The following is a 26,379-nucleotide window of genomic DNA, read 5'->3' on the forward strand; positions in this document are numbered from 1 at the left end:
ACCGGCCCGAACGGCTGGTCTCGAGAGGAGCGACATGAAGAGCAGCGCAAAGGCAAAAGCCCCGAAAGAGGGCCTGGCCAAGTCGGTCGGCAAGACGTCCCCCGCGAAGGCAGCAGCCGCGGTTTCATCCCCCCCATCCAAGCGCCCGGCCCGGAAAGCCAGCGGGCAGGAGAAGTCCACTTCCATCGCCGCCGCGCCAAAAACGCGCCGCTCGCGTGAGGACAAGGACGCGCCGCTGCGTGAGGACATCCGCTTCCTCGGCCGCCTGCTGGGCGACGTGCTGCGCGAGCAACAAGGCAGCGACGCCTTCGATCTGGTCGAAACCATCCGCCAGAACGCTGTGCGCTTTCACCGCGAAGGCGACCGCAGCGCCGCCAAGGCGCTCGACACGCTGCTCAACGGGCTGACCAACGAGCAGGCCATTCAGGTCGTGCGCGCCTTCAGCTACTTCTCGCATCTGGCGAACATCGCCGAAGACCGCCACCACAACCGCCGTCGTCGCGTGCACGCGCTCGCCGGCAGCCGCGCCCAGCGAGGCAGCCTGAGCGCCGCGCTGCAAAGCCTGAAAGACGCCGGGCGGGACGACCCCGCCACGCTGCAAGCCTTCTTCGCCAGCGCCCTCATCGTGCCGGTGCTGACCGCGCACCCGACCGAAGTTCAGCGCAAGAGCATTCTCGACGCCGAGCGCGAGATCGCCCGTCTGCTGGAACATCGCGACGACGCCCTCACGGAGCGTGAGTCGTCGCGCAACACCGACTCGATGCGCGCGTACGTCACAACGCTGTGGCAGACCCGCATGCTGCGTAGCTCCCGTCTGACGGTGGCCGACGAAATCGAGAACGCGCTGTCGTATTACCGCAGCACGTTCCTGTCTGAAATCCCCGCGCTGTACGACGACGTTGCCGCCGAGCTGCACGACGCCGTGCCGAGCGTGCGCTCCGAGGGACTGGGGCGCTTCCTGCAAATGGGCAGTTGGATCGGCGGCGACCGCGACGGCAATCCGAACGTGACGGCGCAGACGCTGCAACTGGCGATGACGCGCCAGGCGACGGAAATCTTCGCGCATTACCTCGAAGAGGTGCACTTGCTGGGGGCGGAGCTGTCCGTCTCGCAACTGCTCGCCGGTGCCAGCGACGCCTTGCTCACGTTGGCCCGCCGCTCACCGGACGACTCGCCGCACCGCACCGACGAACCCTATCGACGCGCCCTCATCGGCGTGTACGCGCGACTGGCCGCGACCGCCCGCGAGTGGGTCGGCCACGTGCCGCATCGCGGTGCCGTCGGCAATGCCAGCCCGTATCACGACGCCAGCGAGTTCATCTCCGACCTGAATACGGTCGTCGCCTCGCTCATGGCGCACCACGGCAGCGCGCTGGTCTCTCAGCGCCTCGGGCCGCTCGTGCGCGCCGCCGAAGTGTTCGGCTTCCATCTCGCGAGCATCGACCTGCGTCAAAGCTCCGACATTCACGAAGCGGTGATTGCCGAGTTGTTCGCGAACGCCGGCGTCGAGGCGAATTACGCCAAGCTCGACGAAAACGAAAAGCTCGCGCTGCTGCTGCGTGAACTGCGCGAGGCGCGTCCGCTCGTCTCGCCGTACCTCGACTACTCGCAGCGCACGCGCGACGAACTCGCCGTCTTCTCGGCGGCGCGCGACATCCGCGCCCGCTTCGGCACGCGCGCAGTGCGCAACTACATCATTTCGCACACGGAAACCGTGAGCGATCTGGTCGAAGTGATGCTGCTGCAAAAGGAGACGGGGCTTTTCCAGGGCGCGCTCGACAGCGATGGCGGCGATAGCGTGAAAGCCAGCGCGTCGAAGGTCGGCCCGATGGTCATCCCGCTGTTCGAGACGATTGCCGACTTGCGCAACGCGCCGGTCATCATGCGGGCGTTCTTCGACATCCCCGGCATGTCGAACGTCGTGACGCAGCAAGGCGGCGAGCAGGAAGTGATGCTCGGCTACTCGGACAGCAACAAGGACGGCGGCTTCCTCACATCCAACTGGGAGCTGTACAAGGCCGAACTGGCGCTGGTGCACTTGTTCGAGGAAAAGGGCATTCGTCTGCGCCTGTTCCACGGCCGTGGCGGCACCGTCGGACGTGGCGGTGGCCCGACTTATCAGGCCATTCTGTCGCAGCCGCCGGGTACCGTGAACGGGCAGATCCGTCTGACGGAGCAAGGCGAGATCATCGCCAGCAAGTTCGCGAACCCGGAGATCGGACGCCGCAATCTGGAGACCATCGTCGCCGCCACGCTCGAAGCCACGCTACTGCCGAGTCTGAATCAGCCGCCGCGTCTTGCCGCGTACGAACAGGTCATGCAGGTGCTCTCCGACACCGCGTTCAGCGCGTATCGCGATCTGGTCTACGAAACGCCGGGCTTCACCGACTACTTCTTCTCGGCCACGCCGATTGCCGAAATCGCCGAGCTGAATATCGGCTCGCGCCCGGCGTCGCGCAAATTCTCCGATCCGAAGAACCGACGCATCGAAGACCTGCGCGCCATTCCATGGGGCTTCTCGTGGGGGCAGTGCCGCTTGCTGCTCACGGGCTGGTACGGATTCGGCAGCGCCGTGAGCGCGTATCTGGATGGCGATGGCAGCAAGGCGGACGCAGCGGGTCGCGATAAACGTCTCGACACCCTGCGTCAGATGGTCAAGCGCTGGCCGTTCTTCGCGAACCTGCTCTCGAACATGGACATGGTGCTCGCCAAGACGGATCTGGCCGTGGCGTCGCGTTACGCCGAGCTGGTGGCCGACGAGAAGCTGCGCAAGCGTGTGTTCAACCGGATCGTCGGCGAGTGGCAGAGCACGTCGCAGGCGCTGGCGCTGATCACCGGGCACGAAGAGCGTCTGGCGGATAACCCAATGCTCGCGCGCTCGATCAAGAACCGCTTCCCGTACCTCGACCCGCTCAATCACTTGCAGGTCGAGCTGCTGCGGCGTCACCGCGCCGGGGAATCGGACGAGCGGGCGCGTCGCGGCATTCATCTGTCGATCAACGGCATCGCGGCCGGCCTTCGCAATACGGGCTGACCCAACGTCGCGATCCCCTGCACCGGCCTCGTCTGCGCGGCCGGTGCAGGCAGCTTGCATGAGGGCGTACGGCCGGTCGGCGTGCCTCCCCTTGGGAATCTCCCCAACGACAGTCGTCCGATAGGACGTTATATTTCGACCCATTCGACCAGATTGCCGGGGGGCAACCATCATGCATACCGATTCCATCGGGCGATCCAAGCGCGCAACCTTCACACGACGGGCAACGTTGTTCGTCACTTCGACCCTGCTGGGACTGGGTGCGGCTACGCATGTGGCGTACGCCAACCCCGCCGTAGCCACCGAAACCTCCGAGCCATCGTTGGCCGAGTCGACCACCCGCCCGCTGCCATCACACACGCTGGCGGCAGCGCCGCATGGCGTACGCGGCTTCGCGGTGCGTCTGGTGTCGCAGGCCATGGCGGCCGCGCCCGCCCATCCGTCACGCGAGGCAAAGCCGCGCCCTGTCGTCGACCCGGTACTCGATCCGCTGATGAACGGCATTCTCAAGCGGCTGGCCATCAGCGAAGCCGTCGCCCGTAACAAGTACGGCTCGGGCAAAGCCGTGCAGGACACCGCGCGCGAACAGGCGTTGCTCGACAGCATGGGCGAGCAGGCCCCGCAGTATGGCCTCACGCCCGCGCAGGCCCGCACCTTCTTCCGTCTTCAGATCGACGCGGGCAAGCTCGTGCAGACGGCGTTGCTGGCCCGCTGGACACGCGACGGCCATGCGCCGGGCGAGCCGGTAGACCTCGGCACGCGCCTGCGTCCGGCGCTCGACAAGCTCGGCACGTCGCTGCTGCACGACCTCGGCCGTCTGTGCGCCCTGCCCGACGACCCGACGCGTCTGGCACGCATCCATCAGGCCCGCGAGCGCATTGCCCGCGCGGCGAAGCTCGAAGCGCTGCAACGTGCGGCGTTCGACGAAGCGACGTCCGGCCTGTGCCTGTCGGCCCCGCCGCGCATCTGGACGCTCTCCATGGCGGCAACGTCCCGCTAACCCGCACGGACAGGATCGTCGCGTCCGGCAGTCGTGGCCCGGGCGCGGCGGCTGTATAATCGCGGTTTGCCGTGCTTTGCCACGGTTCCGCTACGTTCCACGTTTGGCCACGCTACGACAATGACCTCCCAACTCCACAAGAAAGGCGAAGCCTGGTCGGCACGCTTTTCCGAACCCGTTTCCGATCTCGTCAAGCGCTACACCGCGTCGGTGTTCTTCGACAAGCGCCTCGCGCTGTTCGACATCGAAGGCTCGCTCGCTCACGCCGACATGCTGGCGGCGCAAGGCATCATCAGCGCACAGGATCTGGCCGACATTCAGCGCGGCATGACGCAGATTCGCGGTGAAATCGAAGGCGGTCAGTTCGAGTGGCAACTGGATCTCGAAGACGTCCACCTGAATATCGAAGCCCGCCTGACCGCCCTGATCGGCGACGCCGGCAAGCGCCTGCACACGGGCCGCTCGCGTAACGATCAGGTCGCGACCGACATCCGCCTGTGGCTGCGCAGCGAGATCGACAACATCGGCACGCACCTCGGCGACCTGCGCCGCGCGCTGCTGGATCTGGCCGAACAGCACAGCGCCACGATCCTGCCGGGCTTCACTCACCTGCAAGTCGCCCAGCCGGTGACGTTCGGTCATCACCTGATGGCTTACTTCGAGATGTTCAGCCGCGATGCCGAGCGCATGCTCGACGTGCGTCGCCGCGTGAACCGTCTGCCGCTGGGCGCAGCCGCCCTCGCCGGCACGAGCTACCCGATCGATCGTGAGCGCGTGGCCGCAACGCTGGGCTTCGAAGAAGTCTGCACGAACTCGCTCGACGCCGTGTCGGATCGCGATTTCGCCATCGAATTCACCGCCGCCGCCGCGCTCGTGATGACGCACGTCTCGCGTTTCTCGGAGGAACTGGTGCTGTGGATGAGCCCGCGCGTGGGCTTCATCGATCTGGCCGACCGTTTCTGCACGGGCAGCTCGATCATGCCGCAGAAGAAGAACCCGGACGTGCCGGAACTGGCGCGTGGCAAGACCGGCCGCGTGAATGGCCATCTGATCGCCCTGCTCACGCTGATGAAGGGCCAGCCGCTCGCGTACAACAAGGACAATCAGGAAGACAAGGAGCCGCTGTTCGATACGGTCGACACCGTGATCGACACGCTGCGCATCTTTGCGGACATGGTGCCGGGCATCAAGGTGCGCGAAGCCAATATGCGTAACGCAGCGCTGCAAGGCTTCTCGACGGCCACCGATCTGGCCGACTACCTCGTGAAGAAGGGTCTGCCGTTCCGCGACGCGCACGAGATCGTCGCCCACGCCGTGAAGATCTGCTCGGATCGCGACATCGATCTGGCCGATCTCTCGCTGGCCGAATTGCAGAAGTTCTCGCCGCTCGTCGGCGAAGACGTCTTCGAATACCTCACGCTCGAAGGCTCCGTCGCCAGCCGCAACCACATCGGCGGCACCGCGCCGGCGCAGGTGCGGCGCGCGATTGCAGCAGCACGCGCGAAGCTCGCGAAGTAAGTGCCTCGGCGTCTTTTGGCGCTCAGTAGCGAGAAATGAAAAATGCCACCCTCGGGTGGCATTTTTTATGGCGCGGACGATTGGCGTCGTCAGAACAACGGCAACGACAGGAAGCCCTTGATGACGAGCGCGTTCAGGATGTCGATGAAGAACGCCCCCACCATCGGCACGATCAGGAACGCGAGGTGCGACGGGCCGAAGCGCTCCGTCACCGCCTGCATGTTGGCAATCGCCGTCGGCGTCGCGCCCAGCCCGAAGCCGCAATGCCCCGCGGCGAGCACGGCCGCGTCGTAGTTACTGCCCATCACCCGGAACGTGACGAAGATCGCGTACGCCGCCATCGCCACCGCCTGCGTCACGAGAATGACGATCATCGGCACGGCCAGCGTCGAGAGGTCCCACAGTCGCAGTGCCATGAGCGCCATGGCAAGAAACAATGACAGACTCACGTTCCCCAGCACGGACAGCGAACGGTCGAAGACCTCATAACGCACGAGCGACAGCAGGTTGCGCACAAGCACGCCCGTAAAGAGCACGCAGACGAACGTCGGCAATTCGAACGGCGTATCCGACAGCCCTGCCGCGATCAACTCGCCGCCGAGCAGACAGATGGCGATCATCGCCACCGTCTCGATCAATGCCTGCGCCGTGATCAGACGCACCGTATGCGGTTGCTCGAAACCTTCCGGTGCAGCCCCCTTCGTCGCTTCAAGGCCGGGGACCTTGCCGCCGAGACGGCGTCCGACGAGATAACGCGCGACCGGCCCGCCGAGCAAGCCGCCCATCACCAGCCCGAACGTGGCGCACGCCATCGCAATTTCGAGTGCAGACTGCACACCATAGCGCGTGGTGAGCGTCTCGCCCCACGCGGCACCCGTGCCATGCCCGCCGGCGAGCGTGATGGAGCCGCCCAGCAAGCCGATGCCCGGTGCCAGCCCCATCGAGACCGCCAGGCCGACACCGATGGCGTTCTGCATGATCAGCATGCCGGCCACGACACCGACGAAAAGCACCAGTTGCTTGCCGCCCGCGCGCAGGCTCGCGAGATTCGCCGAGAGGCCGATGGTCGCGAAGAACGCCAGCATCAGCGGGCCTTGCAGCGAGGTGTCGAATCGCAGTTCGAAGTGACCGAACTGACGCAGCGCCAGCGTACCGAGCGCCACCAGCAGGCCCGCCGCTACCGGCTCGGGGATGCTGTACGTGCGCAGCGGCGCGATCCATTCGACGAGCTTGCGCCCCAGCAGCAACACCAACGTGGCACAGACGAGTGTGCCGTAGGTGCTGAACACCAGTTCCCTCGTGACGTCCATGACCTTTCCCCGCTCGAAAAATGCGACGAGTGTAGCAATGCCATCCCAAGAAAATGATGGGAGAAATCCCAAAAGTGACGTGTTCGAGTTTTGCCACCAATTTGCCGTTTTAGGCGATGCCACGGATGTTTGCGAGATTTTCGCGGCAATTCATAGATGTTTATGGAAATTTCTTGCGATTGACGTTGCAATCGCATCGCCCATGGGCGAATTACGCGAGTTGCACATCAGCAATAGGCGTATGAGCAGCGACGCCACAACCACGCTCGCCCGGCCCAAAAAAAACGGCCCCATGCTTTCACATGGGGCCGCACTTTTCTGACGCTCGTCGACCGAAGGTGCAGGCCGCGCCGGACTCGCCTCGCAGCGGTCCGACGTATTGCAGACTACCGAATGCCGAATGCGCTTACTGTCGCACGCAGTCCACGAAGTACTCGGGACGGCCATCGACTTCCTCGACCACCAGACCGTGAATATCGGTGTGGAAGCCGGGGAAGCGCTCGTTGAAGTCGCGTGCGAAACGCAGGTATTCGATGATCGCGGCGTTGAAGCGCTCGCCCGGGATCAACAGCGGAATGCCCGGCGGGTACGGCGTGAGCAGCACGCTCGTGACGCGGCCTTCGAGTTCGTCGATCGGCACCCGGTCGATCTGGCGGTGCGCCAGCTTCGAGAAGGCGTCCGTCGGCTTCATCGCCGGCTGCATGTCCGAGAGGTACATCTCGGTCGTCACGCGCGCCACGTCGTTCGCCTTGTACACGCTGTGGATCTGATCGCACAGATCGCGCAGACCGATGCGCTCGTAGCGCGGGAACTGCGCCACGAACTCCGGCAGCACACGCCACAGCGGACGGTTGTGATCGTAGTCGTCCTTGAACTGCTGCAACTCGGTCAGCATCGAGTTCCAACGGCCCTTGGTAATGCCGATGGTGAACATGATGAAGAACGAGTACAGGCCGGTCTTCTCCACGATGATGCCGTGCTCGGCGAGGTACTTCGTCACGATAGCCGCCGGAATGCCGCTTTCGCCGAACTCCCCGCCCACGTCCAGCCCTGGCGTGATGATCGTCGCCTTGATCGGGTCGAGCATGTTGAAACCGTCGGCCAGATCGCCGAAGCCGTGCCAGCGGTCGTTCGCCCGCAGCACCCAGTCCTCGCGCTGGATCGGGCCTTCGTCGCCCAGATTCTCCGGGCCCCAGACCGAGAACCACCACGAATCGCCGTACTCCAGGTCCACCTTGCGCATGGCACGGCGGAAATCGAGCGCTTCGACAATCGACTCTTCGACCAGCGCCGTGCCGCCCGGCGGCTCCATCATGGCAGCGGCCACGTCGCACGACGCGATGATCGCGTACTGCGGCGAGGTCGACGTGTGCATCAGATACGCTTCGTTGAAACGATAGGTATCGAACGTGTGCGCTTCGGATTCCTGCACCACGATCTGCGACGCCTGCGAAATCCCCGCGAGCAGCTTGTGCGTGGAGTGCGTGGCGTAGATGGTCGCTTCCGACGAGCGCGGACGGCCTTCGCCGATGGCGTGCATGTCGCGGTAAAACTCGTGGAACGCCGCGTGCGGCAGCCAGGCTTCGTCGAAGTGCAGCGTGTCGATGTTGTTGCCCAGCACGTCCTTGATCATTTCGACGTTGTAGATCACGCCGTCATACGTGCTTTGCGTGATCGTCAGAATGCGCGGCTTGGCGTTCGGGTCGCGCTCCAGCACTTCGCGGGCGAACGGGTTCGCTTCGATCTTGGCGCGAATAACGTCCGGCTCGAATTCCGACTTCGGGATCGGACCGATGATGCCGAGGTGGTTACGCGTCGGCGTGAGGAACACCGGCACTGCGCCCGTCATCGTGATCGCGTGCAGGATCGACTTGTGGCAGTTACGGTCGACCACGACGATATCGCCCGGCGCGACGGTCGCGTGCCAGACGATCTTGTTCGACGTCGACGTACCGTTCGTCACGAAGAAGAGGTGATCGGCGTTGAAGATGCGCGCAGCGTTGCGCTCGGATGCGCCCACCGGACCGTTGTGGTCGAGCAACTGGCCGAGTTCTTCCACGGCGTTGCAAACGTCGGCGCGCAGCATGTTCTCGCCGAAGAACTGGTGGAACATCTGACCGACCGGGCTCTTCAGGAACGCCACGCCGCCCGAGTGCCCCGGGCAGTGCCACGAGTACGAACCGTCTGCCGCGTAATGCGTGAGCGAGCGGAAGAACGGCGGCGGCAGCGAGTCGAGGTACGACTTCGCTTCACGGATGATGTGACGCGCCACGAACTCCGGCGTGTCTTCGAACATGTGAATGAAGCCGTGCAGCTCGCGCAGGATGTCGTTCGGAATGTGGCGCGACGTACGCGTCTCGCCGTACAGGAAAATCGGAATGTCCGGATTGCGACGGCGCACTTCCTGCACGAAGGCACGCAGGTTGATGATGGCCAGTGCGAGTTCGCCCTCGCCTTCACCGCCCGCTTCGCTCGAGAACGTGCCGAACTCGTCGTCGTCGATGGACAGGATGAAGCTCGACGCGCGGCTCGCCTGCTGCGCAAACGAGGTCAGGTCGCCGTAGCTGGTGAGGCCGTTGACCTCCATGCCCTCGGCTTCGATAGCCTCCGCCAAAGAGCGAATCCCGGACCCGGAGATGTTTTCGGAGCGGAAGTCCTCGTCGATGATGACGATCGGAAAACGGAATTTCATTGGCGTTCCTTCGACAAAAGAACGAGCCACGGTCCGACATGGCCGTGGCTCTGGGGCATTGCGATGTGTGGGGTGCTCACCGGCGGCGAGTAACGAGCCTAGCAGGCTAGGTTTTCGGCAGCGTGACACCACGCTGTCCCTGATACTTGCCGCCACGATCCTTGTACGAGGTCTCGCAGACTTCGTCGGATTCGAAGAACAGCACCTGAGCCACGCCTTCGTTGGCGTAGATCTTCGCCGGCAGCGGCGTCGTGTTCGAGAATTCCAGGGTCACGTAGCCCTCCCATTCGGGTTCGAACGGCGTTACGTTCACGATGATGCCGCAACGGGCATACGTCGACTTGCCCAGGCACACGGTCAGTACGCTGCGCGGAATGCGGAAGTACTCGACGGTGCGCGCAAGCGCGAACGAGTTCGGCGGAATGATGCAGACATCGCTCTCGACGTCGACGAAGGACTTCTCGTCGAAGTTCTTCGGATCGACGATCGTCGAGTTGATGTTCGTGAAGACCTTGAATTCAGGCGCACAGCGAATGTCGTAGCCGTAGCTCGACGTGCCGTAGCTGACGATCTTTTGCCCGTCCTGGGAATACCGGATCTGCGACGGCTCGAAGGGCTCGATCATGCCGTGCTCCTCGGCCATACGACGGATCCATTTGTCGGACTTGATGCTCATGTGTGGGCCTGAATTGGGGTAGTACGTAAAAAGTGGGCATATTTTACGCGAATGTTGCGGTGCGGTGATGTTTTCACTCGCAGCGCCCCGCGCCGGGCCTCCCGGCCCGGCCCGACGGGCTTTGTGACGTGCCTACCCCGCCCTTCATGCCGTCCTTACGTGTTCTGCACGACGATCGACGGGAATTTGCTCGTCATGTCCTTCTGGCGCGCCGCAATCTTCACCGCGACCTTGCGGGCGATGGCCTTGTACAGCTCGGCCACGCGGCCGTCCGGGTCGCCCACCACGCTCGGCATACCCGCGTCTGCATGCACGCGAATGCTCATCTCCAGCGGCAGCTTGCCCAGCAGATCGACGTCGAAATCGTGGCTCATGCGCTCGCCGCCGCCCACGCCGAAGATCGGTTCCTCGTGGCCGCAGTTCGAGCAGATATGCAGGCTCATGTTCTCGATCAGCCCAAGAATCGGCACGCCGACCTTCTCGAACATCTTAAGGCCCTTGCGTGCGTCGAGCAGCGCCAGATCCTGCGGCGTGGTCACGATGACCGCGCCCGTGACCGGCACCTTCTGCGCGAGCGTGAGCTGGATGTCGCCCGTGCCCGGCGGCATGTCGACGATCAGATAGTCGAGGTCGTGCCAGTTCGTCTGGTTGAGCAGTTGTTCGAGCGCCTGCGTGACCATCGGGCCGCGCCAGACCATGGGATTGTCCGGCTCGATCAGGAAGCCGATGGAGCTGGCTTGCAAGCCGTGACCGCTCATCGGTTCGAGGGTTTTGCCGTCCTTCGATTCCGGCTTGCCGTGAATGCCCAGCAGCGTCGGCAGCGACGGGCCGTAGATGTCTGCATCGAGAATGCCGACATTGGCGCCTTCGGCGGCCAGCGCGAGCGCCAGATTCACGGCCGTGGTGCTCTTGCCCACGCCGCCCTTGCCCGAGGCCACAGCCACGATGTTTTTGACATTGGGAAGGAGCTTCACCCCGCGTTGTACGGTGTGCGCTACGATCTTTTGGCCGATTTCGACGGCCACGCGCTCGACTCCGGGCAGCTTGCCGACGGCCTCGGTGATACGCGTGCGCATCGCTTCGAACTGGCTTTTGGCGGGATAACCGAACTCGATCTGAATCCCGACGTGGCCGTGCTCGGCCGCGACCTGCTTCACATACTTACCGGCGATCAGGTCCAGGCCCGTATCCGGGTCGACGATGCCACGCAGCACTTCATTGATTTGGGCGACTTCCATGTGGGTCTCTCGCTCTGTCGGGGCGCACCGGGATAGCCCGGATTAGCGCTAACAACTTGTAACAACCGTGGCGCACGCTCTCGACTAGCATTCGAGGCGCGCGTGTTATGGGGAACCAGCCGTCGCGGCAAGATGTCCTTGCCTGCGGTTGAAGCTCAGCGCTATTGTAAAAGACGTCGCGCCGTCAGGCTCAAAACCCCTGCGGCGCGCGCGTGCTTCAACGAAGTGCTTACGCGTGTTTCATCACAGCTAGCTAATCGATAAGGAGCCTCAAATGAACAAGAACACTCTGCGCGCTTCCGCGCTCGTACTGGTCTCGGCCGCCATGCTGGCCGGATGCCAGACGCAGCAGGGCACCAATACTGCTGTGGGCACCGGTGTCGGCGCAGCGGTCGGGGCGGGGCTGGGCAACCTCATCGGAGGCAATACCACCGGCACCCTGATCGGCGCGGCGGTCGGCGCAGCCGCAGGCGGTGCCACGGGCTACAACTGGCAGTCCATCAAGAACACGCTGGGCGGTCACACGGCCGGCACCGGCACCCAGATCTCAGAGCGCCCGGACGGTCAGCTCCAGGTCAACGTGCCGAGCGACGTGACGTTCGACACGAATCAGTACGCCATCAAGCCGAACTTTGCCGCCGTGCTCACCGATCTGGCGAACTCGCTTAACCAGAATCCGGGCATCACGGCCCGTGTGATCGGCCACACCGACAGCACCGGTGGCGATCGCATCAACATCCCGCTCTCGCAAAATCGTGCCAATGCGGTCATCCAGTATCTGACCTCGCGCGGCGTCGATGCTCGCCGTCTGCAAGGTGTGGGCGTCGCCTCCAGCCAGCCGGTCGCCTCGGACGCCACGGCGGAAGGCCGCGCCCAGAACCGTCGCGTGGAAATCCTGCTGCAAGCACCGCAACAGCAAACGCAACCGCCGCGCTAAGCGCTGCGAGAAGCCGCACCGGACTGACGTCAGATCAGCTCAATCAAACGCATGCCCGGTCCGCCGGGCATGCGCGTTTCCGGACCCCGGCCGCATTGCATGTTGCAACGCAGCATCGAAAGTCGGCACATCGGTTGAACTAATCCCTTGCCCCATCGCTCAGACCCTTCGGAAGTGCCTACCGTGGGCGCTTTCATCTCCTCTTTGTTATTGACGTTACGTGTGCCTAGTTATGCCGGAACCTGGTTCCGGCTTTTTTTTGGCCGCTCGCTTTTCCACGACACAGCACTGCCCGGACGTCCGTTTGGGCGCGGGCGCCGCCCGCCTGCTAGAATCGTCCTTTCCCGCAACCCTCAACCCACATAGTCAAACCACATGTCCCGCCGCATTCTTGTCACATCCGCACTGCCGTACGCCAATGGCCAGATTCACATCGGTCACCTGGTGGAATACATCCAGACCGACATCTGGGTACGGTTCATGCGAATGCAGGGCCATGAGGTCTACTACGTTGGCGCGGACGATACGCACGGCACGCCGGTCATGCTGCGCGCCGAAAAGGAAGGCCTCACGCCCAAGCAACTGATCGATCGCGTGTGGACGGAGCACAAGCGTGACTTCGACAGTTTCAATATCTCGTTCGACAACTACTATTCGACGGATTCTGAAGAGAACCGCGAATTGTCCGAGAACGTCTATCTCGCGCTGAAGGAACAGGGCCTGATCGAGGCGCGCGAGATCGAACAGGCGTACGACCCGGTCAAGGAGATGTTCCTGCCGGACCGCTTCATCAAGGGTGAATGCCCGAAATGCGGCGCGAAGGATCAGTACGGCGATTCGTGCGAAGTCTGCGGCTCGACCTATGCGCCGACCGACCTGATCAATCCGTTCTCGGTCGTCTCCGGTGCCACGCCGATTCGCAAGACGTCGACGCACTACTTCTTCAAGCTCTCGGACAAGCGCTGCGAGCAGTTCCTGCGCAAGTGGGTGTCGGGCCTCGCCCAGCCCGAAGCCGCGAACAAGATGAAGGAATGGCTCGGTGAAGATGGCGAATCGACGCTCGCCGACTGGGACATCTCGCGCGATGCGCCCTACTTCGGCTTCGAGATTCCTGGCGCGCCGGGCAAGTACTTCTACGTGTGGCTCGACGCACCGGTCGGCTATTACGCCAGCTTCAAGAACCTGTGCGCCAAGCGCGGTCTGAACTTCGACGAATGGGTCAAGCCCGGTTCCACGACCGAGCAGTACCACTTCATCGGCAAGGACATCATGTACTTCCACACGCTGTTCTGGCCGGCGATGCTCGAATTCTCGGGCCATCGCACGCCGACCAACGTGTACGCCCACGGTTTCCTGACCGTGGACGGCCAGAAGATGTCGAAGTCGCGCGGCACGTTCATCACGGCCCAGAGCTTCATCGATACGGGTCTGAATCCGGAATGGCTGCGCTATTACATCGGCGCCAAGCTCGGCAACACGATGGAAGACCTCGACCTGAACCTCGATGACTTCATCGCGCGGGTGAACAGCGATCTGGTCGGCAAGTACGTGAACATCGCCAGCCGCGCCGCCGGCTTCCTGATCAAGCGTTTCGACGGCCGTGTTTCGGCAGACGCCATGAACGCGCCGTTGCTCGCACAGGTGCGCGCCGCCGCCCCGCAGATCGCGGCGTATTACGAAGGTCGCGAGTTCGGCAAGGCGCTGCGTCTGGTGATGGAACAGGCCGACGCGATCAACGGTTACGTCGATACGGTCAAGCCGTGGGACCTGGCGAAGGATCCGGCGCAAGCCGCGGCGCTGCACGAGGCTTGCTCGGTGTGTCTGGAAGCGTTCCGCTTGCTGACGCTGTACCTCAAGCCGGTACTGCCGACGACGTCGCAAGCAGTGGAGCAGTTCCTGAACATCGCCCCGCAGACGTGGCAGGACGTGAACCGTCCGCTCACCGCCGATGCCGCCATCAGCGCGTACAAGCATCTGATGACGCGCGTCGAAGGCAAGCAGGTCGAAGCGCTGCTCGCGGCCAACCGCGACTCGCTGCAAGCGACGGCCCCGGTGGCCGATGCCGCCGCAGCGAAGGGCAAGGACAAGGCGGCAAAGTCCGAGAAGGCTGAGAAGGGGGAGAAAGCGGCAGAGAAGGCAGACGACGGCATCATCACCATCGACGACTTCGCCAAGATCGATTTGCGCATTGCGCGCATCGTCGATTGCAAGGCCGTCGAAGGGTCGGACAAGCTGCTGCAACTCACGCTCGACGTGGGCGAAGCGCAAACGCGCAACGTCTTCTCCGGCATCAAGTCGGCGTATCCGCAGCCTGAAGTGCTCGTGGGCAAGCTGACGGTGATGGTCGCCAACCTCGCCCCGCGCAAGATGAAGTTCGGCCTGTCGGAAGGTATGGTGCTCGCCGCGTCGGCCGCCGACGAGAAGGCAGAACCGGGCATCTACATTCTTGAGCCGCACAACGGCGCGAAGCCCGGCATGCGCGTGAAGTAAAACACGCAGTCCAGAAAGCGAAACACCCCGAGCGCCGGCGATCCGGCCTCGGGGTGTTTTGCTTTGGGGCGTCGGTGGGCTTGCCTATCTCGCTTAGCGCAAGTGGTCCACCGGCAATGCGGTGGTGAACTTCACCGTCTCCATCGAAAAACTGGCGCTGATGTCCTGAAGATCGGCCACGCGGATGAGCTTTTTGTAGAAACGGTCGTAGGCCGCGATGTCCGGCAGATAGACCTTGAGCAGATAGTCGATCTCGCCCGCCATGCGATGGATTTCGACAATTTCGGGCAGTTCCCGCGCCCCCGCGACGAAACGGACCATCCAGTCCTCACTGTGCGTTGCCGCCTTGATGAAGACGAAGGCTGTCACGCGCAGGTCGAGTTGCTGCGGATCGCACAGCGTCACCTGCCCGGTGATCACACCGCTTTCGCGCAAACGCTGCACGCGCCGCCAGCAAGGCGTGGGCGACAGATGTACCGCTTCGGCCAACTCACCGAGTGAGCGCGAGGCATCGGATTGCAGATTTTCGAGAATTGCGAGATCGGTTTTGTCCACGATGGCCCCTGGGAGGAAAATTTTTCCAAATCCTACCCCATTCGAGGGAAGATTTGGAAGCCTTTACTCGGCGACGGCAAGTAGACTTCAGAAACATTCCGATAACAACGCTCGCCATGAAAATCTTCACTCAACATCCTGCTTCTGTCGGCGAAAACTATCTCCAGCATATGGGGACGTCGCTGTCATTCGCTCTGCCCCTGCTCGGCGCGTGCCTTGCGTGTCTCGTCCACGCGGTGCTGCCGTTCATGTTCGAGAAGACGGGCAGCCGGATCATCACACGTCTGCACGATCGGATGGTGACGCATCGCGACCGTCGCGCAGGGCATCAGACGCAAGCGCCGCAGACAATGCAGTAACGCCGAACCGTCACGGCCGCTCCGACGCCGGATCCGGCGAGCGCGACGTCACCGTGACGCGGCCGTCCGGGCCGAAATGCGCGTTGAACATGCCCGGCGTGTTCACGCCGTCCTCAAGCCAGCGCCAGCTCCACACCGTCTCCTTCTTCAGACGATACTCCGCGACCGTCGTCGGCTTGCCGAGCAGACGCCGCACGTCGTCCTGCGACATGCCCGGCTGCACCTGCTGGAAGTTCTCCGCCGAGAGCGCCTGCGTCACACTGCGCAGCTTGCCGTCGGCACCGATGTCCACCATATAGGTTCGCAATCCGCCCGGTGAGCGCGGATATTCGAGACGACGCGAACCGTCGTCGTTCTCCCACACGATCTCGGGCTTGCCCATCTGATCGCGCACCTGCGCCTCGGTCGTGACACCCGGTTTGAGGTCGCGCAGCATCAGATCGTCCGGCTTGACGGCGTTGAACGTGTCTCGCGCCTTTTCGCGCACCTTGTCGATCTGCTGCTGATCGCAGCCGAACAGTCCCAACAGACTCGCAAGCAATCCCATAGCGACTCCCCAACGAAGGCCTCGGCGCGCACCGACGTCGCGCGCGCCATGATCGAAATCGAACGAGGTTTTCATCATTACCCTCCCTTTCCCTGTTGTCCCTGTGATCGGCCGCGCTCCCGCATCAGCGACGCAGCGTCATCAGTGCATCAGTCGAAGCGCCGGTTGAACAGCACATCGAAGCCGGACAGCGAACCGGTGCGCAGCGCCAGTTGCCAGCGACGCGAAATCTGCCACGTGATCTTCACGATACTCGCCGCACTCGTCAGACTTTGTTCGTATCCCAACGAGAAGTTGTCCGAGATCGCCTTGCCGAGCTTGACCACCTGCTCGTCATCGGCCAGTCCGGAATCGCTGGTGCCGATACTGAATTCGTCGATCCCCAGATCCTTGATGATGCGCTTGCCGCCAGAGGCACCGAGCAGCGCCGTAGCAGCACCTGCCATCGCCTGACGCTGTCCGAGACCCGCACCATCGGGACCGTGGCCGAACATCAACCATGAGAGCTTCTCTTCGTCGGAGACGTTCGGCTCGGAGACGAGCGTCACACGCGGCTGACGCACCGTTCCCGTCACCAGCACCCCGGCGGCCACTTCCTGATTGCGACGCATGGCCTGAATGTAGATGTTCGGGTTGCCCAGCGGCCCGACGAAGTTGATCTCCCCGCGCTCGATGGCGAGCTTGCGGTCAAACGCTTCGTACGTACCCTCCGCCACCGTGATCGTGCCGGTCCCGCGCATCGGTGTGAGCGGATCGCTTTGCACACGCATACTGCCGCGCAGCAACAGATCGGCCCCTGCCCCGATGAAGCGGAAGTCGCGGCCCAGATTCACTTCGACATTGATGTGCGGCGAGAACCGACTGGCGGGCTTCTCGCTGATGCGCGCGGCTTCTTCCTTCGGATCGAGCGGCTTGGTCCGTGCCTGAGCGCCGCCGCGCACGACCACGACGTCGTCGCCCAGCTTCGGCGCGGTCGTGGGCGGCAACGCGAAACGCGCGCGATCCACGGTGAAGCTTCCGTTCACGGCCATCGACTCGCCGCTGCCCGTCGCCTTGGCCTCGCCCGTGAGCGACAACTGACGGTCGGGCGCGGCGAACAGCTGCAACTTGTCTGCGGCGAGCGTGATGGCGAGTGTCGGCTCCGGGGTGTCGAGACGGATATTGCCCGTCGCGCGCGCCGTGCCGCCACCGCCACCGGTCACGACCACGTCGCGCAGCACGATCTCGGTCGGCGTGAGCGCAATGCGCATCTTGCCGTCCTTCACGCTGACGCCCGTATCGAACATCTGCACCGAAAGATCGTCGGCCGTCAGTTCGCCGGTCGGACGCGGCTTCGCCACCGTGCCCGCCAGCGCCACCTGCAAGTTGGCGCGGCCCTTGAAGGCGAACTGCGCACCGGCGAGGTCTTCGAACTTCGAGAGGTTCGGAATCGCGACAGCGATACGACCGGTGAGCGGCGCATCGTCGGGGACGTCCGGGATGCCGCCCTGCACACGCAGCCCGGTTTGCACATCCGCGTCGACGGTCCCGACCAGCGAGGACACGGCCTTGAGCGTCGTGCGCGCCTGCTGACCCGACAGATCGATGCGGGTGCGCAACTCCGAGATGCCGAGCGGCACGCGTGCGCCCACGCCGCCCTTCTCGGCGCTCAGGCCGGGAATGCCCGTGACCGTCACATTGACGTGATCGTTCGCGCCGCCGCGACGCAGCGTGACATCGCCACTGCGACGCACGATTTCCACGAAGCCGTCTGCGCGCTGACCCGCGCTCACGTTCCACTTGCCGTCGAGCACCATGTCGCTGGCAATCGGTGGCGTCTCGCCGGTGAACGACTGCACGACACGCAGCACCTGCGCGATGTCGAGCGTATCGATCGTGCCCGCCGTCTTAAGTTGGCCGCCACCGTAATCGAAGTTCGCGAGCGAGAGCGCGCCGGCCCCCGTCACGAGCTTCGCCGCACCGAGATGCACACGTTGCTCGCTCGCTTCGATCTGCCAGGGCGACGCGAGATTCAGCTTCGGCACACCCCGATTTTCGAGCGTCTGGATCGTGCCCTTCCAACCCGGCTTGCCGCCTGCGTTGGTCACAGCACCCGAGGCGTCGAGATTCATGTCGAGCGGCGCTTCGCGCAACTTGCCCGCAGCCTTCAGATGCAGGGTGTGCGCACCGCGCGTGCCCGCCAACGCCAGCGACAGTTTGTCGAGTCGTGCGACGCTGCTGGCGAAACCTTGACCGTCGAGCGTGACGTTCAGACGATCGCCTGCAGCGCCGGGGAAGCCGCCGCTGACATCCACCTTGCCGGCCAGATGCTCCAGCTTTTGCGCGCCGAACACGAGTTTGTCGGCGACCAGTGTTGCGGCAACCGCCGGACGCTCCATCGTGCCCGAGACCTGACCGTCCAGTTGCAGACGGCCTGCCAGGCCGAAGCCCAGCTTATCGAGCGACGGGGCATCGACGTTCACTGCCATCTTGTCGCCCGGTGCACCGAAGCTGCCGCGCAGCACGACCTTGTTCCCCGCGACGAGCAGGTTCGCATCGCTCGGCAACATTCGCGTGCCGGCCAGCCTCACCGTACCCGCACCGCTCATCGGCAGGTCCGCGTAGACACTGTCCTGTAACGCGAACTTCAGCGCCAGCCCGAACGCGGGACGCAGCGCGCCCTGTGCATCGAACTGACCGGTGACGCTGGCGACCGGTGTTTTTGCACCAGCTTTTTGCGGACCATAAAGGTCGTACCACGCGGCAGGATCGAAACGCGTCAGCTTGATCTGCGCCTTGTAAGCGCCAGTGTCGCCGTTCTCCAGCACGCCGGTCGCCGCGACCTTGCCGTTTCCGGCGTCGAGCGACAGTGCGTGAATCGTCGTGCCCTTCGCGTCGAGTCCAACGTCGGCAAGCACTCGACGGGCCGCGTCGCGCCAGTCGAGCGCGATGCGCTGACCGTTCGCGTCGAGCTTGATGTCGAGCGGGCCGCCGAGCTTCGTCGCGGGCAGCTTGCCGTACAACGCTCGCAGGTCGAGGTCGCGCATCGTGAAGGCGAAACCGCCGACGGTCGCTTCGGCATCGGTCGTTGCTTCGTTAGTGGCAGTGGCAGCGCTCGCGGTGCTGGCTACGCTTGCGGAAGGCGTCGCCGGGACAGCAGGCGCAGGCGTGCTTGCCGTCGCCACCTTCTCCCGTCGCAACTCACCGCTACCAGTCAACACAGCGCGGCCTGCGAGTTTCAACTCGATACCGGTCAACGCCTGACGCGTTGCATCGAGCAACACTTGCGTGCGCAGACTTTCCACCGGCAGCCAGCCCGCGTCGATCGCGCCGGGCTTCGCGTTGGTGACCGACACCGGCCCCAGCACGCGGAACTCCTTTGCGCCCGGTTGCGGCCGCAAGTCGGCCTGCACCGCGAGGTCCGCCTGCGGCGCACTCGGCGCGAAATCGCGCGGGTTAAGGTGATCGAGCGCAATCTGCGCGCGGGAGAGCGGCACCGCACCGAACGGCGACGCCGCAATGTGCGCCGTCCCGTTCAGCTTCTCGCCGCTGGCCGTCAGGTCGACGACGAGGGCGTCGAGGGAACCAGACAAATCGGCCTTGAGCGCGACGGGAATATCGCCCGCCTTCGCCTGCAACCCGACGTTGCCGCTTAGCGCAAACGGACGCTGCCCATTCAATTGCAAACTGGCCTGCGCTTCACCATACGGCGTGCCGAGATGCTCGATCTGTACCGTGTGCTGCGTGCCGTCGCTTCGACCCGCCACGCGGATGTCTTCCAGCACAAGCGCAGGCGAGTGCAGCGTGAGCTTCGCCACGCGCACGTCGTTCAGCGTCAGCCCCAGCGGCAGACGCAGGCTTGTCGGCATCGTCGTCGGTGTGTTCGACGGCGGGGACGGCGCGAAAGCCAGCTCCACGTCGCCCGCATGCAGCTTGTCGACGGTGAAATGCAGCGGACGCAAGCCGAGATCCCAACGACTTTCGAGCCGGCTGACGGTGATGCGGGTCGCGCCATCCACGTAGCGCATGTCGTTCAGCGTGAAGCCGTGCAGCACGCTGCCGCTGCGCCATTCGCCTGCGAGCTTGCCGCCGAGCGTCGAGACGGCCGTCTGCCATAGCCAGCGACTGCCGCGCTCGCTCGACATCGCCCACACCAACGCGCCGATGGCGAGCACGACGATCAGCAGTATCGCGAGGACGATGCCCGCGAGCGTGCGCCCCCAGCGTCGGCGACGTGGTGGGGGCGGTGGTGCGGCAGCGTTATCCGGCGGCACGTTACCGCCACCGTCCGGGCCTCGCGCGCCGGGGCGCGTCAATGTGGGCTCCGTGGGTCCTCGTCCGGCGTCCCGTGCGCCCTGTGCCCCCTGATCGCCTTGGCGAACATCGGTCATGGCGGTCGTCGGCATCAAAGTATTGAGCAGCATCTTCATCATCAGAAGGCCACCCCCAACGAGATCGACGGACGGAAGCGGCGGTCATGCACGCCATATCCGAGATCGAGGTTCACCGGGCCGACTGGGCTACGCCAGCGCACCCCGAAACCCACACCGTGATAGAGCGGTGTGGGATGTCGGTAGTCGTCGGTTGCCGTCCCCACGTCCCAGAACACCGCGCCGCCCCAATCGCGCGTAACCCAGCGCTGATATTCGAGACTCGCCGTCGCAAGGTACTTCGTCGGGAAGGTCGTGCCGTTCTGCTGACGACCGATGCTCTGATATGTATAGCCGCGAATCGACGAGGTGCCGCCCGCGAAAAACAGCAGCGAGGACGGAATCCGGTTGCTGTTGCCGTTCGTCAGCACCGCGCCCAGTTCCAGTCTCGCCAGCACGAGATCGCGTTGTCCGACCGGGAAGTACTGACGAATACGGCCGTAGAGTCGCGCGAAACTCTGATCGGTCAGCAGCGGCTTTGCGGCGAAGCCGAGCTGCGTGTTGATGATGTTGCCCTTGCGTGGAAAGATCAGGTCGTCCACGTCGCGACGGTTCCACGAGAACGCGGGCACGAGTGCCTTGTTGAGGAAACGCTCGCCACCGTCCGGACGCTCGTCCGTCCGATAGAAGTCCAGCGTGTAAGCCCAGTCGTAACGTTCGCGCGAGCGCGCACGCTTGATGCCGACCTGCGTCGAGCGCTGGTCGAGACCGTTCAGATACGTTCGGTCGAACGCCCCGCGCAGGCTGTTGGTGTACGCGCTCTCGTCGGGCGGCATGCCGATTTCGGCATAACCGCCTTGCCGGTACTGTTCGAGACGCGCTTGTGAGTCGAACGTCCACGCCTTGCCGAACAGGTTGTAGTACGAGTAGCGCCCGTTGACGCTCGCGCCCGTATCCGTCGTGTAGCCGACCCCGCTTTGCACGCGATGCGTGGGGAATTCGCGCACTTTCACTTCCACCGGCGCGAGTTCGGCCTTCGACGGGTCTTCCGTCACCGAAATGATCACGTTGGAAAAGTACGGCGTGGCCTGAATCTGGCGTTGCAGTTCCTGCAAGCGGTCGGCGTCGAACGCCTCGCCCTCGGACAGCGGATTGACGTTGCGGATGATCTGCGCGGGATAGCGGCGCGTGCCGGTGATCACCAGCGGCCCGAGCGTGAACGGCGGGCCGCTCTCGTAGGTCGCGGCGAGCGAGGCGGCGTCGTTGTCGGCGTCGACCACGGCGCGCGAGAACGTCATCTTGGCGGCGTGGTAGCGCTTTTGTCCTAACTGAAACAGAGTGTCGTTCTTCGCCTTGTCCCAGTCGGACTGGCGAAACGGGGCGTCGACGGGCAGCTCCCAGGCGTTGCGCAACTGCTCGACGCGCTGCGGATCCTGCTCGGCGACCGGGCCGGTGAATTTGAGGTCGACGTCCTTGATATGCGTCCGGGGGCCAGCGTCGACCTTGATGTCGACATCGCGCTTGCCGTTGATGGTCGCGACATCCACATGGGTGACGGGTGAGAAATAGCCTTCCGTCGACGTCAGTTCCTGCACTTGCTCGCCGATGGTGGCCACGATGTGCTCGAACTGGGCATCGCCGATGTCGTCACGCGGGGCGAAGCGCACGACGTCGAGGTTGTCCTTCAGGAGCTTGGCGATGTCTTTGGGCGCGTCGACACGCACCCGATAGTCGGCTTGGGCCAGACCGGGCGCGCACAGGCCGCAAGCCAGCGCCGCCAGGCTCACCAGTCGGGCGGGCAGAAGATGCGGGAATGGACGTACTAATGAGCGAACTAATGGGCGTACTGAAATGCGCACGCCAAAGCGACGGCCAGCGTCGTGTCCGGATTTGATCTGCGAGACGGTCAAAACCTTCCTTGGAAATATCGCCGCCGGTGGTCCGGCGTGCCGTGAAGAGTGCTCAAACGCACGATGCCCGCCAGCATGGCACAACGAGACACCGCGCATTGCGTATGTGAGTCGTATTTGAACATATCCCGGAGTGCGGTTCACCCGTGCAGCCGAAATTCGGGGAAATCGCCCAAAACGCCAAAACACCGAACCGCGACGGGTTTGCGGTAGAATCTGCGTCGATTGGCACCGTCCTGACGGTGCCGCTTTTGCCTATTTTTCAAGCAATCGACCATGTACGAGTCCGACATCACCCAATTCATCAAGCAACTCAAGACCGAGAAGCCGACGCTGGAAGCGGAGCAACGTAAGGGCCGCTCCCTGCTGTGGGACAAGCAACCGATTGATATGGAAGAGCGCAGCCGCGCCCAGCAATCGCGTGTGGCCCAGCAGCCGTACGTCTACCAAAGCGAGTAAAACGCCGCTCTCCGGCCGAGTTCCGCATTGAATTCGAGTACGCCCGACGATCCGTCGTTCACGCCCGACCCGATCCCCGAGATCGCGCCGGTGCCTGAGCACGTCGATCCCGTGGCGAGCGGTGCTGCCGACCCTGCGCCGGACGATGGCCGAAACGACGGCTCGGAGGAAATTCCGGCCCAAAGCGGATCTGTCGAGCCCGGCGGCCCTGTCGCGGGGGACACGGCAGACGCCGACGCCCCCGAAGGCGCGACCAGCGAAGCGGCGCCTGCCGCAATGTCGCGCGCGAGTGGTGGGAGTGGCGCGAGTGGTACCGGTGGTTCGACCACCGAGCTACCCGCCCCGCACGACGGGCAGGACTCCACGCCCGATACGGTCGACGGTGTGGCGCGCGCCCGTCTGTACGGCGAGCCGCTGTTCGCGCTGCCGAACGATCTCTACATCCCGCCGGACGCCCTCGAGATCTTCCTCGAAGCCTTCGAAGGCCCGCTCGACTTGTTGCTGTATCTGATCCGCAAGCAGAACTTCAACGTGCTCGACATTCCGATGGCGCAGGTCACGAAGCAGTACCTGCTCTATGTGGAACAGATCCGCCGAACCAATCTGGAACTGGCGTCCGAGTACCTGCTGATGGCGGCGATGCTCATCGAGATTAAGTCGCGCATGCTGCTGCCGGTGAAGAAGGCCGACACCGGCGAGGAAGCGGAAGATCCGCGTGCAGAATTGGTCCGTCGTCTGCTGGAGTACGAGCAGATGAAGCTCGCTGCGCAGAAGCTCGATACGCTGCCGGTGCTCGGCCGCGACTTCCTGCGCTCGCAGGTCTACATCGAACAAAGCCTTCAGCCGCGCTTTCCCGATGTGGATGCCGAAGACCTGCGCGCTGCGTGGGCCGAGGTGCTGCGTCGCGCCAAGCTCGTTCAGCATCACAAAATTTCCCGCGAAGAACTGTCGGTGCGCGAGCACATGAGCCAGATTCTGCGACGCCTGCAAGGCGCGCGTTTCATGGAGTTCACCGACCTCTTCGACGTCACGCGCGGCGTGCCGGTCGTGGTGGTCAACTTCATCGCCATGCTCGAACTCACGCGCGAGTCGCTGCTGGAGATCACGCAGGCCGAGCCGTTTGCGCCGATCTACGTCCGCCTGACTTACACCCCAAACTGAGCGCCCCATGAAAGTCATCCCCTCGATTCACGAACTGCGCGACCAACTGCGCGGACAGAATCGCGTTGCCTTCGTGCCCACGATGGGCAATCTGCACGAAGGCCACCTCTCGCTCATGCGACTCGCACGCCAGCACGGCGATCCGGTGGTCGCCAGCATCTTCGTGAACCGTCTGCAATTCGGGCCGAACGAGGACTTCGACAAGTACCCGCGCACGATGATGGACGACATCGAGAAGCTCACGCGCGAGAACGTCTACGTGCTGTTTGCGCCGGACGAGAAGGAGATGTATCCGGAGCCGCAGGAATACCGCGTCGAGCCGCCGCACGATCTGGGCGACATTCTCGAAGGCGAGTTCCGCCCCGGCTTCTTCAAGGGCGTGTGCACGGTGGTGACCAAGCTGTTCTCGTGCGTGCAGCCGCGCGTGGCCGTGTTCGGCAAGAAGGACTACCAGCAATTGATGATCGTGCGCAGCATGTGCCGTCAGTTCGCGCTGCCCATCGAGATCATTGCCGCCGAGACGGTGCGTGCCGACGACGGTCTCGCCCTGTCCTCGCGCAACCGCTATCTGTCGGACGCCGAGCGCACTGAGGCACCGCAACTGTATCGCTTGCTGAACGAAATCCGCGACACCGTGAACGGTGGCAGCAGCGACTACACAGCGCTCGAAGCGTCGGCCATGAAGACACTGACCGAGCGCGGATGGAAACCGGACTACGTATCGATTCGCCAGCGCGCCAATCTGCGCGTGCCCGCCCCCGGCGCGGCACCGGCAGAAAGCCTGGTGGTGCTCGCCGCCGCCAAGCTGGGCGCGACGCGTCTGATCGACAACCTCGAAATTTGAGCGCCGGGCCCGCCGCGCACGGTCGAGCGACCCGCACGACCAGCGCGAAGGGCTCCAGGCGCAAGCCGTGCGCGTGTCGGCACTTCGCCGATTCCGCGCGCACATTCTTCGTCGCGCAGCGTGCGCGGCATCGAAACACATCGCAACACAAGAGGCACGCCATGTACCGCACCATGCTCAAGTCGAAGATCCATCGCGCCACCGTAACGCACTGCGAATTGCATTACGAAGGCTCGTGCGCGATCGACGAAAACCTGCTCGAAGCCTCGGGCCTTGTCGAAAATGAGCAAATCGACATCTTCAACGTCAACAACGGCGAACGTTTCACGACCTACGCTATTCGCGGCGAGCGCGGCAGCGGCATGATCTCGCTCAACGGCGCGGCCGCACGTCGCGCGCAGCTCGGCGACATCGTGATCATCGTGTCGTACGCACAAGTCGAGGAAAAGGAAGTGCTGGCCGGCTTCAAGCCCAAGCTGGTGTTCGTCGACGAGAAGAACGTGCAGAAGGGCGAACGCGATCACGTGCCGCTGCAAGCGTGGGAAGAAACCCGCGCCTTCGAAGCCGCTCAGGCAGCGAAGTAAGGCGACGCGTCGGACACCGACGCGGCTCAAAGAAAAAGGGACCTTCGGGTCCCTTTTTTATGCCTGAGCGCTCACCCGACGTTCGTCACTTCGCCACGAACTCGGTGATGCCGTCCCACTGCGGCAGATCGCGCTCGACGCGCCCCGGTGCTACATCCCACAACGTCAGCCCATGCGCGGCGAGTTGCACATAGTTCTGCGTGTTGCGCAGCATGCCGAGCACCGGCAGGCCCGCTTCCTCACAGTAGCGCGAGAGCTGATCGGCCGCCCGCGTGCGTGCGTCCACGCGCATCCCGACCACACCGATGCGTACGTCGCCCTGACGCACCGCCTTCTCTTCGCCCAGCTTCTGGAGGAAATCGCGCGTGGCGAGGATATCGAAGATCGACGGCTGCAACGGCACCAGAATGTGGTCCGCGAGCTTGAGGATCGAGTCAAGACGCTTGCCATGCAGGCCAGCGGGCGTGTCGAGCACCGCATGCGTGGTGCCCTTGGGCGGGCGGGCCACCTCGTTGTGGTCAACCTCCCAGGTAGCGATCGGACGCAGCGCCGGTGGACGCAGCCCCAGCCAGGCGCGCGAGGACTGCTGACGATCCGTGTCGCCCAGCATGACGGCATGACCCTGCGCGGCGAGATAGCCCGCCAGATTCGTCGCCAGCGTGCTCTTACCCACGCCACCCTTTGGATTCGCCACCACAATCACCGGCATTGCAGAC

The 26,379-nt window shown here is 63.9% G+C and carries 20 protein-coding genes; 11 read left to right on the forward strand and 9 right to left on the reverse strand.

Annotated elements, in window-relative coordinates; translation table 11 throughout:
• The first annotated feature begins 34 nt into the window (after positions 1 to 34).
• From ppc to argH, 3 genes are all read left to right on the forward strand, one after another.
• Positions 35 to 3,034 (forward strand): phosphoenolpyruvate carboxylase, encoded by a 3,000-nt coding sequence (gene ppc / locus PAQ31011_RS20070; RefSeq protein WP_150577475.1) that lies wholly within the window; start codon positions 35 to 37, stop codon positions 3,032 to 3,034.
• Positions 3,035 to 3,206: 172 nt separating this feature from the next.
• Complete coding sequence (aroQ, locus tag PAQ31011_RS20075) at positions 3,207 to 4,034, forward strand: gamma subclass chorismate mutase AroQ (RefSeq protein ID WP_150577476.1); 828 nt, start codon at positions 3,207 to 3,209, stop codon at positions 4,032 to 4,034.
• Positions 4,035 to 4,154: 120 nt separating this feature from the next.
• Positions 4,155 to 5,552: an argininosuccinate lyase gene (gene argH / locus PAQ31011_RS20080; RefSeq protein WP_150577477.1), complete on the forward strand. Its 1,398-nt coding sequence runs from the start codon at positions 4,155 to 4,157 to the stop codon at positions 5,550 to 5,552.
• Positions 5,553 to 5,641: 89 nt separating this feature from the next.
• Here argH and gltS read toward each other — a convergent pair whose 3' ends face one another.
• Complete coding sequence (gene gltS / locus PAQ31011_RS20085) at positions 5,642 to 6,862, reverse strand: sodium/glutamate symporter (RefSeq protein ID WP_150577478.1); 1,221 nt, start codon at positions 6,860 to 6,862, stop codon at positions 5,642 to 5,644.
• A gap of 37 nt (positions 6,863 to 6,899) precedes the next feature.
• On the opposite strand from gltS, the gene PAQ31011_RS20090 reads away from it, so the two are divergent.
• Positions 6,900 to 7,184 (forward strand): hypothetical protein, encoded by a 285-nt coding sequence (locus PAQ31011_RS20090; protein ID WP_150577479.1) that lies wholly within the window; start codon positions 6,900 to 6,902, stop codon positions 7,182 to 7,184.
• Positions 7,185 to 7,268: 84 nt separating this feature from the next.
• Here the strand turns inward: PAQ31011_RS20090 and PAQ31011_RS20095 are convergent, their stop codons facing one another.
• From PAQ31011_RS20095 to apbC, 3 genes are all read right to left on the reverse strand, one after another.
• The gene (locus PAQ31011_RS20095) at positions 7,269 to 9,554 is read right to left on the reverse strand and encodes an arginine/lysine/ornithine decarboxylase (protein ID WP_150577480.1); all 2,286 of its coding nucleotides are present in this window, start codon (positions 9,552 to 9,554) and stop codon (positions 7,269 to 7,271) included.
• A 106-nt stretch (positions 9,555 to 9,660) separates the two neighbouring features.
• Positions 9,661 to 10,230 (reverse strand): dCTP deaminase, encoded by a 570-nt coding sequence (dcd, locus tag PAQ31011_RS20100; protein ID WP_039373928.1) that lies wholly within the window; start codon positions 10,228 to 10,230, stop codon positions 9,661 to 9,663.
• 155 nt (positions 10,231 to 10,385) lie between these two features.
• Positions 10,386 to 11,468 (reverse strand): iron-sulfur cluster carrier protein ApbC, encoded by a 1,083-nt coding sequence (apbC, locus tag PAQ31011_RS20105; RefSeq protein ID WP_150577481.1) that lies wholly within the window; start codon positions 11,466 to 11,468, stop codon positions 10,386 to 10,388.
• Positions 11,469 to 11,742: 274 nt separating this feature from the next.
• Between apbC and PAQ31011_RS20110 the strand changes: the two genes are divergently transcribed.
• Both PAQ31011_RS20110 and metG read left to right on the forward strand, forming a co-directional pair.
• On the forward strand, positions 11,743 to 12,405 hold the full coding sequence (locus PAQ31011_RS20110; RefSeq protein ID WP_150577482.1) for a YiaD family glycine zipper/OmpA-like lipoprotein: 663 nt from the start codon (positions 11,743 to 11,745) through the stop codon (positions 12,403 to 12,405).
• Between the two features lie 375 nt (positions 12,406 to 12,780).
• Positions 12,781 to 14,895 carry a methionine--tRNA ligase gene (gene metG / locus PAQ31011_RS20115; RefSeq protein ID WP_150577483.1) on the forward strand — a complete coding sequence of 705 codons (2,115 nt, stop codon included), beginning with the start codon at positions 12,781 to 12,783 and terminating at the stop codon, positions 14,893 to 14,895.
• A 93-nt stretch (positions 14,896 to 14,988) separates the two neighbouring features.
• Here the strand turns inward: metG and PAQ31011_RS20120 are convergent, their stop codons facing one another.
• Positions 14,989 to 15,450, reverse strand: a complete 462-nt coding sequence (locus PAQ31011_RS20120; protein WP_039403921.1) for an Lrp/AsnC family transcriptional regulator — start codon at positions 15,448 to 15,450, stop codon at positions 14,989 to 14,991.
• A gap of 116 nt (positions 15,451 to 15,566) precedes the next feature.
• On the opposite strand from PAQ31011_RS20120, the gene PAQ31011_RS20125 reads away from it, so the two are divergent.
• Positions 15,567 to 15,809 (forward strand): DUF6356 family protein, encoded by a 243-nt coding sequence (locus PAQ31011_RS20125; RefSeq protein ID WP_150577484.1) that lies wholly within the window; start codon positions 15,567 to 15,569, stop codon positions 15,807 to 15,809.
• 10 nt (positions 15,810 to 15,819) lie between these two features.
• Here PAQ31011_RS20125 and bamE read toward each other — a convergent pair whose 3' ends face one another.
• The 3 genes from bamE to PAQ31011_RS20140 all read right to left on the reverse strand — a co-directional run bounded on the left by bamE (position 15,820) and on the right by PAQ31011_RS20140 (position 22,492).
• Positions 15,820 to 16,356, reverse strand: coding sequence for an outer membrane protein assembly factor BamE domain-containing protein (gene bamE / locus PAQ31011_RS20130; RefSeq protein ID WP_150577485.1), 537 nt, complete (start codon positions 16,354 to 16,356; stop codon positions 15,820 to 15,822).
• A gap of 149 nt (positions 16,357 to 16,505) precedes the next feature.
• Positions 16,506 to 20,651, reverse strand: coding sequence for a translocation/assembly module TamB domain-containing protein (locus tag PAQ31011_RS20135; RefSeq protein WP_174990209.1), 4,146 nt, complete (start codon positions 20,649 to 20,651; stop codon positions 16,506 to 16,508).
• A 116-nt stretch (positions 20,652 to 20,767) separates the two neighbouring features.
• A complete protein-coding gene (locus PAQ31011_RS20140; RefSeq protein WP_246179683.1) occupies positions 20,768 to 22,492 on the reverse strand; it encodes an autotransporter assembly complex protein TamA in 1,725 nt (574 codons plus the stop codon).
• Positions 22,493 to 22,891: 399 nt separating this feature from the next.
• Between PAQ31011_RS20140 and PAQ31011_RS20145 the strand changes: the two genes are divergently transcribed.
• From PAQ31011_RS20145 to panD, 4 genes are all read left to right on the forward strand, one after another.
• Positions 22,892 to 23,074, forward strand: a complete 183-nt coding sequence (locus PAQ31011_RS20145; RefSeq protein WP_150577487.1) for a DUF3460 family protein — start codon at positions 22,892 to 22,894, stop codon at positions 23,072 to 23,074.
• Between the two features lie 276 nt (positions 23,075 to 23,350).
• Positions 23,351 to 24,235, forward strand: a complete 885-nt coding sequence (locus PAQ31011_RS20150; RefSeq protein ID WP_150577525.1) for a segregation and condensation protein A — start codon at positions 23,351 to 23,353, stop codon at positions 24,233 to 24,235.
• Positions 24,236 to 24,242: 7 nt separating this feature from the next.
• The gene (gene panC / locus PAQ31011_RS20155) at positions 24,243 to 25,079 is read left to right on the forward strand and encodes a pantoate--beta-alanine ligase (protein ID WP_150577488.1); all 837 of its coding nucleotides are present in this window, start codon (positions 24,243 to 24,245) and stop codon (positions 25,077 to 25,079) included.
• 161 nt (positions 25,080 to 25,240) lie between these two features.
• The gene (panD, locus tag PAQ31011_RS20160; RefSeq protein WP_047907323.1) at positions 25,241 to 25,663 is read left to right on the forward strand and encodes an aspartate 1-decarboxylase; all 423 of its coding nucleotides are present in this window, start codon (positions 25,241 to 25,243) and stop codon (positions 25,661 to 25,663) included.
• Between the two features lie 85 nt (positions 25,664 to 25,748).
• Here the strand turns inward: panD and PAQ31011_RS20165 are convergent, their stop codons facing one another.
• Positions 25,749 to 26,372 carry a ParA family protein gene (locus PAQ31011_RS20165; RefSeq protein ID WP_150577489.1) on the reverse strand — a complete coding sequence of 208 codons (624 nt, stop codon included), beginning with the start codon at positions 26,370 to 26,372 and terminating at the stop codon, positions 25,749 to 25,751.
• Positions 26,373 to 26,379 lie beyond the last annotated feature (7 nt).

The sequence above is a fragment of the Pandoraea aquatica genome, assembly GCF_902459565.1.
GTDB classification, from domain to species: domain Bacteria; phylum Pseudomonadota; class Gammaproteobacteria; order Burkholderiales; family Burkholderiaceae; genus Pandoraea; species Pandoraea aquatica.

Excerpts from the sequence above, each read along its gene's own strand:
- PAQ31011_RS20145 (WP_150577487.1), top strand. The coding sequence starts at position 22,892 with ATGTACGAGTCCGACATCACCCAATTCATCAAGCAACTCAAGACCGAG.
- PAQ31011_RS20090 (WP_150577479.1), top strand. The coding sequence starts at position 6,900 with ATGCCATCCCAAGAAAATGATGGGAGAAATCCCAAAAGTGACGTGTTC.
- gltS (WP_150577478.1), bottom strand. The coding sequence starts at position 6,862 with ATGGACGTCACGAGGGAACTGGTGTTCAGCACCTACGGCACACTCGTC.
- PAQ31011_RS20125 (WP_150577484.1), top strand. The coding sequence starts at position 15,567 with ATGAAAATCTTCACTCAACATCCTGCTTCTGTCGGCGAAAACTATCTC.
- PAQ31011_RS20165 (WP_150577489.1), bottom strand. The coding sequence starts at position 26,372 with ATGCCGGTGATTGTGGTGGCGAATCCAAAGGGTGGCGTGGGTAAGAGC.
- panD (WP_047907323.1), top strand. The coding sequence starts at position 25,241 with ATGTACCGCACCATGCTCAAGTCGAAGATCCATCGCGCCACCGTAACG.
- dcd (WP_039373928.1), bottom strand. The coding sequence starts at position 10,230 with ATGAGCATCAAGTCCGACAAATGGATCCGTCGTATGGCCGAGGAGCAC.
- PAQ31011_RS20110 (WP_150577482.1), top strand. The coding sequence starts at position 11,743 with ATGAACAAGAACACTCTGCGCGCTTCCGCGCTCGTACTGGTCTCGGCC.
- apbC (WP_150577481.1), bottom strand. The coding sequence starts at position 11,468 with ATGGAAGTCGCCCAAATCAATGAAGTGCTGCGTGGCATCGTCGACCCG.
- ppc (WP_150577475.1), top strand. The coding sequence starts at position 35 with ATGAAGAGCAGCGCAAAGGCAAAAGCCCCGAAAGAGGGCCTGGCCAAG.
- aroQ (WP_150577476.1), top strand. The coding sequence starts at position 3,207 with ATGCATACCGATTCCATCGGGCGATCCAAGCGCGCAACCTTCACACGA.
- PAQ31011_RS20095 (WP_150577480.1), bottom strand. The coding sequence starts at position 9,554 with ATGAAATTCCGTTTTCCGATCGTCATCATCGACGAGGACTTCCGCTCC.
- argH (WP_150577477.1), top strand. The coding sequence starts at position 4,155 with ATGACCTCCCAACTCCACAAGAAAGGCGAAGCCTGGTCGGCACGCTTT.
- metG (WP_150577483.1), top strand. The coding sequence starts at position 12,781 with ATGTCCCGCCGCATTCTTGTCACATCCGCACTGCCGTACGCCAATGGC.
- bamE (WP_150577485.1), bottom strand. The coding sequence starts at position 16,356 with ATGGGATTGCTTGCGAGTCTGTTGGGACTGTTCGGCTGCGATCAGCAG.
- PAQ31011_RS20150 (WP_150577525.1), top strand. The coding sequence starts at position 23,351 with ATGTCGCGCGCGAGTGGTGGGAGTGGCGCGAGTGGTACCGGTGGTTCG.
- panC (WP_150577488.1), top strand. The coding sequence starts at position 24,243 with ATGAAAGTCATCCCCTCGATTCACGAACTGCGCGACCAACTGCGCGGA.